This window comes from Isoptericola sp. NPDC058082 (genome assembly GCF_042885055.1).
In the GTDB taxonomy this organism is placed as follows: Bacteria; Actinomycetota; Actinomycetes; order Actinomycetales; family Cellulomonadaceae; genus Isoptericola.
On record NZ_JBHVSQ010000016.1, the window covers coordinates 65,097 to 80,207 of the forward strand.

Sequence of the window (15,111 nt, forward strand, 5' to 3'; positions counted from 1 at the left end):
CGACTGGTTAGGCTCGGCGCCATGACGAGGATCGTGGCCGGCCGGTTCGGCGGGCGCTCGCTGCAGGTGCCGCCGAAGGGCACGCGACCCACCAGCGACCGGGTCCGCGAGGCGATCTTCTCCCGGCTGGACCACCTCGACGTGCTGGACGGCGCGCGGGTGCTCGACCTGTACGCGGGCTCCGGAGCGCTCGGCCTCGAGGCCTTGAGCCGCGGCGCCGCCGACGTCGTGCTGGTGGACGCGAACCGGCGGGCGGCGGACGTCGCCCGCCGCAACGTGGCGACCCTGGGCCTGCAGCGCGAGGTGCGGGTCGTCGCCGACTCCGCGGAACGGTTCGCCGCCGGCGTCGCCGCACGCAAGGCCGGGACGGGCGCGGCGACCGGGTTCGACGTCGTCCTCCTCGACCCGCCCTACGACCTGGCCGAGGACGCGCTCGCGACGGTCCTGACCCACCTGGCCGCACCCGGGGTGCTGGCCGCGGGCGCCGTCGTCGTGGTGGAGCGGTCCACCCGTAGCCCCGAGCCGGCCTGGCCCACGGGTCTGGAGGTGCTCGCCCGCAAGGACTACGGGGAGACGGCGGTGCACTACGCCGAGCCGTCCGACCCCTCCGACGCTTCGGACCCGGTCGGGTCGGAGGGCGCGGGGGCCGGCGGGGCGTAGCGCTCCGCCCCCTCGAGGACGGCGACGGGCACGGCGGCCAGGGCCTCCGCGTCGGCCGCGTCGACGAGCGGCACGGTCTCCCCGGCCGCCGCCTCGAGCAGCCGCCGGACCGCCGGGTCGCCCGGCACGGTGCCCTCGCACTCGCGCAGGTGCTCCAGGAGGAAGCCGCGCACGGCGGCGGCCGGCACCGAGTCGGCGCCCGGGCCCGTCCCGAGCGCCATCAGCAGCATCGCGGGGACCCGCGGCGACCCCGGGCCGCCGATGCCCGGCTGGAAGTAGGGCACGGCGAGCACGCGCGCCCCGTGCCGCGTGTAGAAGCGCAGGCGCGCCGCCGGGTCCCCGTGGCTCGGGTGGGGCGCGTGGTGGCCGGGGTGCTCGACCTCCGCCAGCACGAGCACGGGGTGCAGCTCCTCGCGCCACCCGGCGAGCGACCGGTCGAGGAGCCGACCGCCGAGGCCTCCGCCACGGTGACCGGGCGCCAGCGCGAGGTAGTCCACGAGCAGCACCTGCGTGGCCCGCGACCACGAGGCCACGATCCCGGCGACGACCGTCCCGTCCTGCTCCACGCCGTAGGCCGTGAGCCCGCCCGCGGCGAGGCCGGCCCGCAGGTCGTCGGACGACGTGAGCTCGTCGGGCGGGAAGGACGGCGCCAGGACGTGCCGCCACAGCGAGTCGAGCTGTGCCGGTTCGGTCAGCGGCACCACGGTCGGCTCCGCGGGCGACGGGTGGGGCGCGGCGTCGTCGGTCATGCCCTCAGGGTGTCCCCGTCGCGGGGTGACGGCACCCCGACCGGGCTCCCGGGGATCGCGACGCCGCTGTACTAGCGTGACGGCGTGAGCATCGCCGTCTGCCCCGGGTCGTTCGACCCGATCACGCTCGGCCACCTCGACATCGTGCGGCGCACGCGCCGGATGTTCGACGTCGTGGTGGTCGGGGTGGCCCGCAACGCCGCCAAGAACGCGCTGCTCGGCCCCGAGGAGCGGGTGGAGCTGGCCCGGACGGCGCTCGCGGCCGACCCGGAGACCGCCGACGTGCGGGTCGAGGTGGTGCCGGGGCTGCTGGTGGACTTCTGCCGGGAGGTCGGGGCCGTCGCGGTGGTCAAGGGCCTCCGCGGCGGTGCGGACTTCGACTCCGAGCTGCCGATGGCCCTCATGAACCGGCACCTGACCGGGATCGAGACGGTCTTCGTCCCGGGGGAGCAGCGGTACGCGCACGTCGCGTCGTCGCTGGTCAAGGACGTGGCCCGGTACGGCGGGCCGATCGACGACCTGGTGCCGGACGGCGTCGCGGACGCGGTGCGAGCAGCCCTCGGCAGATGACGCGGGGCTGACGAGCCGGGCCCCACGAGCAGGGCCCCACGAGCAGGACCAAGGAGCAGGGGATGAGCGAGACGACCGAGACCACTCCCGGGACCGGCCAGGGGGGCAACCCGGCCGGCGGGCTGCTGGACATCTTGGAGGACCTGGCCGCGCTGGTCGAGAACGCGCGCTCCGTGCCGCTGTCGACCAACGTGAAGGTGGACCGCGACCAGGCGCTGGCGCTCGTGGACGAGCTGCGCGACGCGCTGCCCACGCAGGTGGCCCGCGCCGACGAGGTGCTCGCGGCCGCCCGCGACACCCTGGACGACGCGCACCGCCAGGCGGAGGAGATCGTGGCCGCCGCCCGCGCCCGGGCGATCGAGCTGGTGCAGTCCGAGCAGGTCGTCGTGCAGGCGCAGTCGCGCGCGGCCGAGGTCGTCGCCGAGGCGGAGGCGCGCGCGGCGGCGCTGCGCACCGACGCGGACTCGTACTGCGACGGGCGCCTCGCGGACTTCCAGCAGGACCTCGACGCCCTGTCGAACCAGGTGCGTGCCGGCCGGGAGAAGCTGGCCGGGCGCCTCGAGCAGGGCGCGCCGCGGGTACGGTGGGACTCCGTCGCCGATCCGCGCTGGCCGCAGGAGAGGCGCTCCTGACCGGCCCTCCTGACGCGCGCTCCTGACACGCACATCGCGGGCCGGGGCCGCCTCGTAGCGCGTGAGAGACTCGTCACTCGCGGGCGTGCTGCACCACGGCGCCGGCATGGCCTAGACTAGGTCGCTGGCCCGGGTCCGGGCCGAACCCCTTCCCGCCCGTCGGGTCCACCCCTGTTCATCGGAGCCTGCCATCGCCACCGCGAAGCCCTCGCCGCTCGTGCTCGACACGCACGAGCTGTCTCGGCGACCCGGTTCGATGGAGGAGGTCGCGCGCGTCGTGCCCGCCCCCGCGGACATGGGGACCGCCGTCATCGGCGTGCCCGAGGGCGACGACCTCACCCTGGGCCTCCGGCTCGAGTCGGTCATGGAGGGGGTGCTGGTGTCCGGCGTCGTGCGCGGCACGGCGGTGGGGGAGTGCGTGCGCTGCCTCGACCCGGTCTCCCAGCAGGTGACGGTGCGCGTGCAGGAGCTCTTCGCCTATCCCGAGAGGGCGCAGGCGGCGGAGGAGTCCGGCGACGAGGACGCCGAGGACGAGCCGGTCCTGGTCGACGACCAGGCCGACATCGAGCCGGCGGTTCGGGATTCCCTCGTGACTGCACTACCATTTCAACCGCTGTGCCGTCCGGACTGCCCCGGCCTGTGCTCCGTCTGCGGGGCGCGGCTGGCGGACGACCCGGACCACCATCACGACGTTGTCGACCCCCGGTGGTCGGCGCTGCAGACCATGCTCGAGGAGTCGAGCGTGTCCGACGAGACGAAAGAGAGCTAGCCGTGGCTGTTCCGAAGCGCAAGATGTCGCGCAGCAACACCCGTGCGCGCCGTTCGCAGTGGAAGACCACCGCGGCGGTCCTCACGACGTGCCCGAGCTGCAAGGGGCAGAAGCTGTCCCACGCCGCGTGCCCCACCTGCGGTGCCTACAAGGGCCGCCAGTACGCCGAGGCGCTGCGCACCGAGCACGCGGGCTGACATGCCTGCACCCGGCAACCGGCCCCGGCCGGAGCCGACCGCTCTTCTCGAGAAGCTCGGGGTCCACCTGGATCCCGAGCTTCTCGTGCTTGCCCTGACGCACCGGTCGTTCGCGCACGAGGCCGGGGGCATCCCGACCAACGAGCGGCTCGAGTTCCTGGGCGACACCGTGCTGGGGCTGGTCGTGACCGAGGCGCTGTACCGGCGCCACCCCGACCAGCCCGAGGGCGAGCTGGCGAAGATGCGTGCGGCGACGGTGTCCCAGCGCGCGCTGGCCGCGATCGCGCGCCGCCTCGACCTCGGCGGCTACGTGCTGCTCGGCAAGGGCGAGCTCCGCACCCGCGGCTTCGACAAGGACTCGATCCTGTCGGACACCGTGGAGGCGCTCATCGGCGCCACCTACCTGTCGCACGGCCTGGAGCCGGCGCGTGAGCTGGTGCACCGCCTCGTGGACACGACGCTCGACGCGGCCGCCGGGCTCGGCGCGGGGCTCGACTGGAAGACGTCGCTCCAGGAGGCCGCCGCCGTACGTGGCTTCGGCGCCCCCGTGTACGAGGTCACCGGCGAGGGGCCGGAGCACGCGCGCGTCTTCCACGCGCAGGTGACCACCGGCCCGGTGCTGGGACTCGGCACCGGTTCCGCGAAGAAGCACGCCGAGCAGGCCGCCGCCGAGGAGGCGTACCGCGCCCTGCAGCAGGTCCCCGTGCCCGGCGCCGGCACGACGTCCGGCACGACGGGCGACGCCGCCGGTGCCTGAGCTCCCCGAGGTCGAGACCGTCCGCGACGGCCTCGACCGCCTGGTCGTGGGCGCCGTCGTGCGCGACGTCGAGGTGTTCCGCGACTACTCCGTGCGGCGGCACGACGGCGGCCCCGCCGGGTTCGCGGACCAGCTCCGCGGCAGGCGGCTGGCCGCCGCCGTGCGGCGCGGCAAGTTCCTCTGGCTGCCCCTCGAGGGCGGTGGGACCGGCGTGTCGGGTCCGGCGGCCGACGACGTCCCGGCGGCCGCGCTGCTCGCGCACCTCGGCATGTCCGGCCAGCTGCTCGTGCGCGACCCCGCCGTCGCGGGCGACTGGGCGCACCCGCACCTGCGTGCCCGCCTGCACCTGACCGGTGCCCCGAGCGGGGCGGAGTACCTCGACTTCGTCGACCAGCGCACGTTCGGCCACCTGTCCGTCGTCGACCTGGAGCCGACGGACGACGGCGCCCCGGGCGGGCTCGGCAGCGACCTACCGGCCGTGCCGGAGCCGGTGGCGCACATCGGCCGCGACCCGCTGGACCCCGCGTTCGACGCCGACGCCGTCGTGGCCGCGGTCCGGCGCCGGCGTACCGGCCTCAAGCGTGCGCTGCTGGACCAGACGCTGCTGTCCGGCGTCGGCAACATCTACGCCGACGAGGCCCTGTGGCGCGCCCGCCTGCACTTCGCCCGCGCGACCGACCGGCTGCGGCCGGTGGAGGTGCGCCGCGCCCTCGACGCCGCCGCCGAGGTCATGGACGAGTCCCTGGCGCAGGGCGGGACGAGCTTCGACGCGCTCTACGTGAACGTCAACGGCGAGTCCGGTTACTTCGCGCGCGGCCTCGCCGCCTACGGCCGCGAGGGCGAGCCCTGCCCGCGCTGCGGGGCTCCGATCCGGCGGGACGCGTTCATGAACCGCTCGTCGTACACCTGCCCCGTCTGCCAGCCGCGGCCGCGGAACGGCCGCTGGTGACGCGCCCCTGACGGCGTCGGCTCACCGGCCCAGGGCCCAGGCGACCAGCTCGTCGACCGCGCGCCGGTCCAGCGCGCCGGCCCCCGCGTTCCGCAGGGCGTACTCGCCGAGCAGGGCCCGGTACAGGACCGCGGCACGTCGCGGCGCGTCCGGGGCGTCGGCCCCGATGAGGAGCCTCTCGAGGTAGGTGGTCCGCGCCTCGTCGACGGCGTGCACCGCGTCGCGGGCGCGGGGGTCGCGTGCGGCCCAGGCGCGGACGGCGCCGTCGAACCGGCCGTCGAGGATCCCGCCGGGCCCGCCTCCCGCGTGCTCGAAGGCCAGGCGCACGAGCTCGCGCAGCCGGTCGGCCGGATCGTCGGAGGTCTCCTCCACCCGGGCGATCACGCCGGCCGTGCCCGCCGCGCGCCAGTGGCCCAGGACGGCGTCGAGCAGCCCGGCCCGGTCCGCGAAGTGCCAGTAGAAGCTGCCCTTGGAGACACCGAGCTCGCGGGCGAGCGGCTCGACGCGGACGGCGTCGACGCCGTCCGCCGCGAGCCTCTCCGCGGCGGCGCGGACCCAGTCGGAGGCGGAGAGCGAGGCCATCCGTTGACCATACGGCACCGTATGGCTAGCCTGACCATACGCCACCGTATGGAGGATCCGATGTCGATCGCCGCCGCCGTCCTGCTCGTCGCCGTCGCCACCCTGCACTCCGTGCTCGGGGAGCACGTGATCGTCCGTCCGCTGCTCGCCTCGCCCGACTGGCGCGCGCGCCTCGCGCGACCGTGGGCCGACCGCCTGCTCCGGGCGGTCTGGCACCTGCTGTCCCTGGCGTGGTACGCGCTCGCCGCGATCCTGCTCGGCCTGCCCGTACCGGTGGTCGTCGGGCTCCTGTGTCTCGCCACCGGCGGGGCCATCTTCGGGTTCGTTCCCGGGCACCTCGCCTGGCCGGTCTTCGTCGCGGCGGGGCTGCTGGCGCTCGGGGCCGGCGGGGCGGTCCCCGAGCCCGTGCTGGGGGTCGGTGCCGGGGCCGCCGTCGTCGCCGCCCTCGTCGCCGCGGGCTTCCACGCCGCCTGGGCGGCCGGGGCGACGACCGGGCGGGGCCGCGTGCTGCCGCAGCGCACCGGCACCCGAGAGCCGGTGGTGCGGCCCGGCCCGGTCGCGACGCTGGTCGTCGTCGTGGCGCTGCTCGCCTACGCGGCGGTGGTCGTGGCGCTGGCCCTCGGGGCCGACGGGGGCTGGTGGCGCGGGCTCGGCGTCGCGGCCCTGGTCGTCCTGCTGGCACGCGTCGTGGGGGACGGGCGCTACGTCGGTGTGTCCAAGCGGGTGCGGGGCACCCGGTTCGCCCGGGCCGACGACCGCTGGTGGACCCCGGCCGTCGGCCTGCTGGCGGCCGGCGCCGCGGCCGGCCTGGCGCTGGCGGCCTGACCGGCCGAGGAGCGTCAGCGCGCGACGACGTTGCGCAGACCCGCCGCGCCGTCGGCCAGCCAGGCCCGCGCCTGCTCGGTGACGAAGCCGGCCGCGCCCTGCGGCCGCCCGCCCGCGACGTGCGGCGTGAGGATGAGGTGCGGCGCGTCCCACAGCGGCGAGCCCTCGGGCAGCGGCTCCGTCTCGGTGACGTCGAGCGCGGCGCCGGCGATCGTGCCGTCGCGCAGGGCGGCGACCAGCGCCTCCTCGTCGACGGTGGCCCCGCGGCCGGCGTTGACGAACCGGGCGTGCGCGGGCAGCAGGCCGAGCACGCGCGCGTCGAGGGCGTGGTGGGTGGCCTCGGTCGCGGGCAGCAGGGAGATCAGGACGTCCGTCGTGGGCGCGACCTCCTCGATCGAGCCCACCACGGGGAAGCCGTAGCGCTCGCCCGCCGACGACGCGACCCCGGTCACGCGCGCACCGAGCGCCGCGAGGAGCGGGGCGAGGACGGCGGCGATGGAGCCGAAGCCCCAGATCGTGACGCGGGCGCCGTGCAGCGTGAACTGCGACTCGTGGTTCGCCTGCTCCCTGCCGAGGTCGCGGTCCCAGCGGTGCTCGTGCTGGGCGGCCAGGGTGCGGTCGAGCCGCCGCACGGACGCGAGGACGAGCGCGAGCGTGTGCTCGGCGACCGTCGCGTCGTGCAGCGAGCGGCCCGAGGAGATGACGACGTCGGGCGCGAACCCCGCGGCGAGCGCCTGGTCGGGGCCGGCGTTGAGGGTCTGCACCCAGCGCAGGTGCGTCATCCGGCGCGCGGCGTCCTCCAGGACCCGCTGGGGGCTGGACCACGTGACCAGGGCGTCGGCGTCCACGTGCTCCTCGGGCACGGGATCGCGCATCACGTAGCGCGCCACCTCCACGCCGGGGACGTCGATCGACAGGTCGAAGGGCACGTTGCCCGGCACGAGGAGCTTCACGCCTCGCGACGCTATCAGCCGGTGGCCGGGTGGTTCGGCGCCGTTCGCCGTGCGCCCCGTGACCTGCCCTCTTATCGTGCGAAGGGCCGGCGTCCGCCGGGAGGCACGGGTGTCGAGGAGGTCGGCATGACGACGTCGGGGACGGGGACGGCGCCGCCGACCCGCGAGCAGGTGCGGCAGGCGATGACGGCGCGCACGCCGCGCAACTACATCACGTGGATCACGCTCGCGTTCATGATCACGTCGTCGGTGGCGAGCCTGCGGGCCGCTCCGACGATGGCGGTCTACGGGCTCGCGGCGGTCTTCCTGTACGTGGTGCCGGCGCTGGTCTTCCTGCTGCCGACGTCGCTGGTGTCGGCGGAGCTGGCGTCCGGCTGGTCGGGCGGCGTGTACCGGTGGGTGGCGGAGGGGCTGTCCAAGCCGCTCGGCTTCCTGGCCGTGTGGTGCCAGTTCGCGATGACGATCTTCTACTACCCGAGCCTGCTGGGGTACGTGGCCAGCACGTTCGCGTACGTGATCAACCCGGCCCTCGCGTCCAACGGCGTCTACGTGGCGATCGTCATCGTCGTCGTCTACTGGTCCGGGGTGTGGGTGTCGTCGCAGGGCACGAAGACGGTGGCCGGGCTGTCCAGCGCGGGCCTGATCATCGGCACGCTCATCCCGGCCGCGATCCTCGTGGTGCTGGGCATCGTGTTCCTCAGCCAGGGCAACACCTCGGCCGCGCCGATGGACTCGAGCCACCTGCTGCCGCAGTGGACCGGGATCGCGTCCCTGGTGCTCATCGTCAACAACTTCCTGTCGTACGCGGGCATGGAGATGAACTCCGTGCACGTGAACACGCTGAAGAACCCGGGCAAGGAGTTCCCGCGCGCGATGTTCCTGGCGATCGGGCTGGTGCTGGTGATCTTCATCCTCCCGGCGGTCGCGATCAGCTGGGTGATCCCGGCCGACCAGCTCTCGCTGACCGCGGGCGTCATGCAGGCGTTCGACGCGTTCTTCGCCAACTTCGGCGTCTCGTGGCTCACGCCGATCCTCGGGCTCATGCTCATCGCCGCGTCGATCGGCGGCATGCTCACCTGGCTCGCCGGGCCGTCGAAGGGCCTGCTGACGGTGGCGCGCGAGGAGGGCTACATGCCGCCCTTCCTGCAGCGGCTCAACAAGAACGGCGTGCAGCAGAACATCCTCGTGGCGCAGGGCGTGTTCACCACGGTCATCGCCCTGCTGTACGCGTTCATCCCGGACGTCTCCAGCGCGTACTGGATCCTGTCGGTGATCACCACGCAGGTGTACCTGATCATGTACCTGCTGCTGTTCGTCGCGGCGATGCGGCTGCGGCGCACCGCGCCCGACCACCCGCGCGGCTACCGCGCCCCGGCCCTCGGCGTCCTGTGCGTGGTCGGCTTCCTCGCCTCGGTCGCGGCGCTGATCATCGGCTTCGTGCCGCCCGCGCAGTTCTCCAGCGGCTCGGTGGGGGTGTACATCCTCATCGTCGGCGGCGGCCTCGGCATCATCGGCCTGCTGATCCCGTGGCTGTTCCTCCGGCTCCGCAAGCCGTCGTGGCGACAGCCGGCGGACGTCACCGCGGACGTCGCGACGGACGAGGGGGAGTGAGATGACCACCACGACGTCGTCGCCGGGGACGGAGCCCGGCGCGCCGGTCCGGCACCGCTGGGTCACGTACACGGCCGCTGCCGTCCTGCTCCTGGTGCTCGGCGCGATCATGGTGGTCCAGTTCGCCGGCTACCAGGACCGGCAGGACCAGCGCGAGGCGGAGCAGAAGGCCGCCACCCTGCACGCCGCGTTCGCCGACATCGGCATCACGGCCTTCTCCGAGGAGACCATCGCCCGCGTGCTCGGGTCCGACGGCGGCGGGTTCTGCACCGACCCCGCCGCGCTCGTGGACGCCACCGCGAACCTCGGGTCCGCCAACGGCGCCGCCGGCCCGGGCCTGCGGCCCTCCGTGCTCGACGAGCGCCGCCTCGAGGGCGACCGCCTCGTCATCGAGACCTACTGCCCCGACCAGCTCGACGAGTTCGACGCCTACGTCGACTCCCTCAACCTGGACGACACCACGACCCAGCCGGCCGGCGAGCCCACCAGCGAGGAGACCTCATGAGCACCCCCGACCTCGTGCCGGACGCCGTGCCGGACGTCGCGGCCGTGCGGGCCGCCGTCGGCCCGCTGCTTCCGCGCGCGCTCGACGACCTGCGCACCCTGGTCGCCATCCCGTCCGTCGCGGACGAGCGCCTGTACCCCCGCGAGGAGTGCGAGCGTGCGGCGCAGTGGGTCGTCGACGCGTTCCGGGCCGAGGGCATCGACGACGCGCGTCGCGAGCGCACCCCCGACGGCTCGGACGTCGTCGTCGGGTACCGGCCCGGCCCGCCCGGCGCGCCGACCGTGCTCCTGTACGCGCACTACGACGTGCAGCCGCCGCTCGACGACGCCGCGTGGACGACCCCGCCGTTCGAGCTGACGGAGCGCGACGGCCGCTACTACGGCCGGGGCGCGGCGGACTGCAAGGGGAACGTCGTCACGCACCTCACGGCCCTGCGCGCCCTGCGCGCGCTGGTGGGCGACGACCTCCCCGTGGGCGTGCGGATCGTGATCGAGGGCTCGGAGGAGCAGGGCACGGGCGGCCTGGACGGGTGGGTGGAGGCGAACCCGGGCGCCCTGGCCGCCGACGCGATGCTCATCCAGGACACCGGCAACGCGACGCTCGGCCTGCCCACGCTCACCGTGTCGCTGCGCGGGGCGACGAGCGTCGTCGTGCGCGTCGAGGCGCTCGAGGGCGAGATCCACTCCGGCATGTTCGGCGGGGCCGCGCCCGACGCCCTCGCGGCGCTGGTCGCCCTCCTGGCCTCCCTGCGCGACGCCGACGGGAACACGACGATCGACGGCGTCGACGCCTCGGGCACCTGGCCGGGCGTCGGGTACGACGCCGACCAGTTCCGCGCCGATGCGGGCGCCCTGCCGGGCACGTGGCTGCTCGGCGACGGCAGCGTGGCCGACATGCTGTGGGCCCGCCCGGTCGTGACGATCCTCGGCATCGACGCGCCGTCCGTCGTCGGCTCGGCGGCGGCGATCCAGCCGCGCGCCGCGGCGCGCCTCAACCTGCGCGTGCCGCCCGGCGCGGACGCCCGCGACCTGCAGGACAAGCTCGCGGCGCACCTCGAGGCGCACGCGCCGTGGGGCGTGCGCGTCACCGTGGAGCGCGACACCCCGGGGCAGCCGTTCGCCGCCCGGACCGACGGGCACGTCTTCGAGACGCTGTCGACGGCGCTCGCGGACGCCTACGGCAGGGCCACCGTGACCGCCGGGCAGGGCGGGTCGATCCCGCTGTGCAACATCCTGGCGGGCCAGTACCCGGACGCCGCGATCGTGCTGCTCGGCGTCGAGGAGCCGGCCTGTCTGATCCACGCGCCGAACGAGAGCGTGCACCCGAGCGAGATCGAGAACCTCGCCGTCGGGGAGGCGCTGTTCCTGGCCTGGCTCGGCGTCAGGCGCTCGTCGGCGTCGGGCTGACGGGTGCTCCCCGGTACCAGGCGCTCGCCCCGGGGAGGTACATGGTGACCGTCGCGGCGACGACGGCCGCCACGTGCACCACGCGGACGGCGGCGAACGCCTGGGCCAGCTGGCCTCCGGCGCCGGTAGGCGACGACCAGGAGCGTCGCGACGCCGTACACGACCACGCGGAGGCCGAGGTTCATCCAGAGCCCGGCATCCATCGCACCGGTCGTCGCCCACGGGACGACGACCAGCAGCGTCTCGACGGCCCCCGACCCGACCGCGACGGCCCACAGGGCGGTCGCGCGACGGACGACGGCAGGCGGACGGGAGCGCGCCGTGCCGGTGCTGGCCTCGAGTGTCTGCATGTCGACGACGCCAGGCGCACGGACCGCCCGGACCGACCGTGCCGTCCTCCGTGTTCCGGTAGGGGAAACCACCGGCGTCTCGGCGGCTACGGCACGATGGGCACATGACGACGACGTCACCCGCCGAGGCCGACACCGCACGGCGCCCCCTCGCCGCCCGCTACGACGCCGTCGTGGTGGGCGGCGGGCACAACGGGCTGACGGCGGCCGCCTACCTGGCGCGGGCGGGGCGCAGCGTGCTGGTGCTCGAGCGTCTCGACCACGTGGGCGGCGCGGCCGTGTCGGCGCGGGTGTTCCCGGGCGTGGACGCGCGGCTGTCGCGCTACTCGTACCTGGTCTCGCTCCTGCCGCGCCGGGTGATCGAGGAGCTGGGCCTGCCGGTCACGCTGCGCCGCCGCCGGTACTCCTCCTACACGCCCGTGGGGGACACCGGTCTGCTCGTCGACACCGGGGACGACGCCGTCACCCGCGCGTCGTTCGCGGCGGTCGGCGCGGAGGGCGACCACGCGGCGTGGCAACGCTGGTACGCGGCCACCGGCCGCCTCGCGCGCCGGCTGTTCCCGACGCTGACCGAGCCGCTGCCCTCGCGCGCCGAGGCCCGCGCGCTCGTGGACGACGTCGCGACCTGGCGCGACCTCGTCGAGCGGCCGCTGGGGGAGGCGCTGCGGGACCGCTTCGCCTCCGACGTCGTGCAGGGCGTCGTCGCGACCGACGGGCTGATCGGCACGTTCGCCGACCTCGACGAGGCCTCGTTGGCGCAGAACCGCTGCTACCTCTACCACGTGATCGGCGGCGGCACGGGGGACTGGGACGTGCCGGTGGGCGGCATGGGCGCCGTGTCCGGGGCGCTGCGGGACGCCGCGGCCGCCGCCGGCGCCACGGTGGTGACGCGGGCCGCGGTGTCCGCCGTGGACCCCGGCGGCGGCGGCGACGCGCGGGTCGCTTGGTCCGACGACAACGGTCGCGACCACGAGGTCGCGGCGGGCGCGGTGCTGTGCGGCGCGGCGCCCGACACGCTCGACCGCCTGCTGGCGGCGACCGGGGCCGCGCCGTCGGGCCGCGCCACGCCGCAGCCGCCCGAGGGCGCCCAGCTCAAGGTGAACCTGCTCGTGCGCCGCCTGCCCCGCCTGCGCGGCAGCGACCACGGCACGGGCGTCGACCCGGCCGCGGCGTTCGGCGGCACGTTCCATGTCCACGAGTCGGCCGCGCAGCTCCGGGCCGCGCACGCGCAGGCGGCGTCGGGACGGGTCCCCGAGGTGCCGCCGTGCGAGATCTACTGCCACTCGCTGACGGACCCGAGCATCCTCGGGCCCGAGCTTCGCGCCACCGGCGCCCAGACGCTCACCCTGTTCGGTCTGCACATGCCCGAGCGTCTGTTCCGCCCCGACCCCGTAGGGGCCCGGGAGCAGGCGCTCGCGGCCACGCTCGCGTCGCTGGACTCCGTGCTCGCCGAGCCGATCGAGGACGTGCTGCTGCACGACGCCGACGGCCGTCCGTGCCTCGAGGCCCGCACCCCCGTGGACCTCGAGGGGGACGTCGGGCTGCCGGGCGGGCACATCTTCCACCGCGACCTGTCGTGGCCGTGGGCCGCCGGCGACGACGTGGACGACACGGGGCTGGACCGCCCGGGCTCCTGGGGCGTGGAGACCGTGCACCCGCGCGTGCTGCTGGCCGGCGCGGGCGCACGGCGCGGCGGGGGCGTGAGCGGCGTCCCCGGCCGCGCCGCGGCGATGGCGGTGCTGGGCGGCGGCTAGCGGATCCCGGCGCGCCGTGGGCCGTGCGGCCCGGACCCCCTCGTCACCCGGGGAGGACCCTGGCTTCTTCGTCCCGTTCCTGCTCGGCCGCCCACGCGTAGTCCGGCTCGTCGCGCAGCAGCGCGGAGTGCGGGCCCCGCGCCACGACCCGCGCGGCGGCGTCCCCGGCCTCCGGACCGGCGCCCAGCAGCAGCACCTCGTCCGCGACCGCGAGCGGTGTGAGCCGGTGCGACGCGACGACGACCGCGCGCCCGGTCCCGCGGGCGTGCGCGGCCAGCGTCGCGACCAGCGCGTCGGCGGTGGCGGCGTCGAGGTGCTCGGCGGGCTCGTCGACGAGGAGGGCCCGGGCGGGCGCGAGGAGCGCCCTCGCGACGAGCAGGCGTCGGCGCTCGCCGCCGGAGACGTCGGCGCCGTCAGGGCCGAGCATCGCGTCCAGGCCGTCGGGCAGCCCGGCTAGCCAGGCGTCCAGGCCGACGGCGGCGAGCGCGCCGCCGGCCTCGTCGGCGGTCACGTCCGGCCGGGCGACGCGGAGGTTCTCCAGGACCGTCGTGCCGAACAGGTGCCCGTCCTCGGCGACGAACAGCGCCCCGCCGTCGCCGGCCCGGACGGCGCCGGCGCGTGGCGGCAGCAGGCCCGCCGCCGTGAGCAGCACCGTCGTCTTGCCCACGCCGGACGGCCCGGCCAGGGCGACGACGGCGCCGGGGCGCAGCGCGAGGTCGACGCCCTCGACCACGGCGCGGTCCGCCCAGCCGGCGCCGACGCCGTCGAGCTCCAGCAGCGTGTCCGACCCCTGCCCCACCGGGGAGAACCGTGCGGCGGACACCTGGGCAGGCTCGCGCGGGCTGCCAGGCACCGGGGGTGCCCCGCCGGCCTCGGGGTCCGACAGGTCGGGGAGGAGGGCGACGAGCCGCCGCGCGGCCTCCCGCGACCGGCGCAGCTGGACGGCGGCGGCGGGCAGCGTCGACGTCGCCTCGAAGACGGCGAGCGGGGTGAGCACGACGACCGCGAGCTCGACGGGAGTCAGCGCGCCCGCCGCGACGGCGGGGAGGCCGAGCAGCAGCGAGCACAGCACGGCGAAGGTCTGCGCCCCCGCGTCGATGGCCGCCGACGTGCCGGAGATGCGCGCGCCGTCGTCGGTCGAGCGGGTGAGGCGCGCGTCGGCGGCGCGCAGGCCGGCGAGCCGGGCGTCGGGCCTGCCGGCGACGCGCAGCTGCTGACCGTCCTCCAGCAGCTCGAGCGCGCGCCCGGTCACCTCGGCCCGGGCCGCGGCGCCCCGCCGCTCGACCGACGCCGCCGCGCGGGACGCCAGCCACGGCGCGAGCACGCCCGTGAGCAGCAGGCAGCCGAGCAGGGTGGCCCCGGCGGCGGGCAGGAACGCCCCCACCAGGACCACGGAGCCGAGCCCCACGCACGCCGCCACCCCGGCGGGGATCAGCGCCCGTACGACGACGTCGCCCACCGCGTCGACGTCGGCGCCGACGCGGGCGAGCAGGTCGCCGCGGCGCAGCGCGATCACGCGCGTCACGGGCCCCCGGGCCAGCGCGTCGTAGAGGTTGGCCCGCAGTGCTGCCATGCCGCGCAGGGCGACGTCGTGGGACGCGAGCCGCTCGAGGTAGCGCAGCACGCCGCGGCCGGTGCCGAAGGCGCGGACGGCCACGACCGCCACCGAGAGCTGCAGCACGGGCGGCATCTGCGAGGCGCGGGCGATGAGCCACGCCGCGGCGGCGGCCAGGCCCACCGAGAACCCGAGCGCCAGGGTGCCGAGCGCGACGGCGCGCGCCACGCGGGTCCAGCGCACCTCCAGCATCGGCAGCACGCGGCGCAGCGGGTCGGTCGTCGCGC

16 protein-coding genes are annotated in these 15,111 nt (G+C 76.0%); 12 read left to right on the forward strand and 4 right to left on the reverse strand.

Annotation, left to right across the window (positions count from 1 at the left end):
* Nucleotides 1-21 precede the first annotated feature (21 nt).
* Complete coding sequence (rsmD, locus tag ACFVS0_RS18045) at nucleotides 22-660, forward strand: 16S rRNA (guanine(966)-N(2))-methyltransferase RsmD (protein ID WP_430588728.1); 639 nt, start codon at nucleotides 22-24, stop codon at nucleotides 658-660.
* Here rsmD and ACFVS0_RS18050 read toward each other — a convergent pair.
* Entirely contained in the window at nucleotides 585-1,409 is an 825-nt protein-coding gene (locus tag ACFVS0_RS18050) for a GNAT family N-acetyltransferase (protein WP_430563788.1), read from the reverse strand. The two genes, rsmD and ACFVS0_RS18050, sit on opposite strands and share 76 nt — an antisense overlap.
* A gap of 84 nt (nucleotides 1,410-1,493) precedes the next feature.
* Here ACFVS0_RS18050 and coaD point away from each other — a divergent pair, with 84 nt between their 5' ends.
* The 6 genes from coaD to mutM all read left to right on the forward strand — a co-directional run bounded on the left by coaD (nucleotide 1,494) and on the right by mutM (nucleotide 5,283).
* Entirely contained in the window at nucleotides 1,494-1,979 is a 486-nt protein-coding gene (gene coaD, locus ACFVS0_RS18055) for a pantetheine-phosphate adenylyltransferase (protein ID WP_430550199.1), read from the forward strand.
* Between the two features lie 62 nt (nucleotides 1,980-2,041).
* Nucleotides 2,042-2,611: a hypothetical protein gene (locus ACFVS0_RS18060; protein WP_430550198.1), complete on the forward strand. Its 570-nt coding sequence runs from the start codon at nucleotides 2,042-2,044 to the stop codon at nucleotides 2,609-2,611.
* 256 nt (nucleotides 2,612-2,867) lie between these two features.
* Complete coding sequence (locus tag ACFVS0_RS18065; protein ID WP_430588729.1) at nucleotides 2,868-3,380, forward strand: YceD family protein; 513 nt, start codon at nucleotides 2,868-2,870, stop codon at nucleotides 3,378-3,380.
* Between the two features lie 2 nt (nucleotides 3,381-3,382).
* On the forward strand, nucleotides 3,383-3,577 hold the full coding sequence (gene rpmF, locus ACFVS0_RS18070) for a 50S ribosomal protein L32 (protein ID WP_079574722.1): 195 nt from the start codon (nucleotides 3,383-3,385) through the stop codon (nucleotides 3,575-3,577).
* A 1-nt stretch (nucleotide 3,578) separates the two neighbouring features.
* Entirely contained in the window at nucleotides 3,579-4,334 is a 756-nt protein-coding gene (gene rnc / locus ACFVS0_RS18075) for a ribonuclease III (RefSeq protein ID WP_430588730.1), read from the forward strand.
* Nucleotides 4,327-5,283 (forward strand): bifunctional DNA-formamidopyrimidine glycosylase/DNA-(apurinic or apyrimidinic site) lyase, encoded by a 957-nt coding sequence (gene mutM, locus ACFVS0_RS18080; protein WP_430588731.1) that lies wholly within the window; start codon nucleotides 4,327-4,329, stop codon nucleotides 5,281-5,283. The genes rnc and mutM overlap by 8 nt, the downstream gene beginning before the upstream one ends.
* A 21-nt stretch (nucleotides 5,284-5,304) precedes the next feature.
* Here the strand turns inward: mutM and ACFVS0_RS18085 are convergent, their stop codons facing one another.
* The gene (locus ACFVS0_RS18085; RefSeq protein ID WP_430588732.1) at nucleotides 5,305-5,865 is read right to left on the reverse strand and encodes a TetR/AcrR family transcriptional regulator; all 561 of its coding nucleotides are present in this window, start codon (nucleotides 5,863-5,865) and stop codon (nucleotides 5,305-5,307) included.
* A 60-nt stretch (nucleotides 5,866-5,925) separates the two neighbouring features.
* Here ACFVS0_RS18085 and ACFVS0_RS18090 point away from each other — a divergent pair, with 60 nt between their 5' ends.
* Complete coding sequence (locus ACFVS0_RS18090; protein ID WP_430586413.1) at nucleotides 5,926-6,690, forward strand: DUF3995 domain-containing protein; 765 nt, start codon at nucleotides 5,926-5,928, stop codon at nucleotides 6,688-6,690.
* A 14-nt stretch (nucleotides 6,691-6,704) separates the two neighbouring features.
* Here the strand turns inward: ACFVS0_RS18090 and ACFVS0_RS18095 are convergent, their stop codons facing one another.
* Nucleotides 6,705-7,643 (reverse strand): NAD(P)-dependent oxidoreductase, encoded by a 939-nt coding sequence (locus tag ACFVS0_RS18095; protein WP_430588733.1) that lies wholly within the window; start codon nucleotides 7,641-7,643, stop codon nucleotides 6,705-6,707.
* Between the two features lie 126 nt (nucleotides 7,644-7,769).
* Between ACFVS0_RS18095 and ACFVS0_RS18100 the strand changes: the two genes are divergently transcribed.
* The 4 genes from ACFVS0_RS18100 to ACFVS0_RS18115 all read left to right on the forward strand — a co-directional run bounded on the left by ACFVS0_RS18100 (nucleotide 7,770) and on the right by ACFVS0_RS18115 (nucleotide 13,269).
* Entirely contained in the window at nucleotides 7,770-9,254 is a 1,485-nt protein-coding gene (locus ACFVS0_RS18100) for an APC family permease (protein WP_430588734.1), read from the forward strand.
* Between the two features lies 1 nt (nucleotide 9,255).
* Nucleotides 9,256-9,759, forward strand: coding sequence for a hypothetical protein (locus ACFVS0_RS18105; RefSeq protein WP_430563794.1), 504 nt, complete (start codon nucleotides 9,256-9,258; stop codon nucleotides 9,757-9,759).
* Nucleotides 9,756-11,165, forward strand: coding sequence for a dipeptidase (locus ACFVS0_RS18110; RefSeq protein WP_430588735.1), 1,410 nt, complete (start codon nucleotides 9,756-9,758; stop codon nucleotides 11,163-11,165). Before ACFVS0_RS18105 ends, ACFVS0_RS18110 begins: the two co-directional genes overlap by 4 nt.
* Nucleotides 11,166-11,619: 454 nt before the next feature.
* Nucleotides 11,620-13,269, forward strand: a complete 1,650-nt coding sequence (locus ACFVS0_RS18115; protein WP_430588736.1) for a phytoene desaturase family protein — start codon at nucleotides 11,620-11,622, stop codon at nucleotides 13,267-13,269.
* Nucleotides 13,270-13,312: 43 nt separating this feature from the next.
* Here ACFVS0_RS18115 and cydC read toward each other — a convergent pair whose 3' ends face one another.
* The gene (gene cydC, locus ACFVS0_RS18120; RefSeq protein ID WP_430588743.1) at nucleotides 13,313-15,076 is read right to left on the reverse strand and encodes a thiol reductant ABC exporter subunit CydC; all 1,764 of its coding nucleotides are present in this window, start codon (nucleotides 15,074-15,076) and stop codon (nucleotides 13,313-13,315) included.
* Nucleotides 15,077-15,111: the final 35 nt, after the last annotated feature.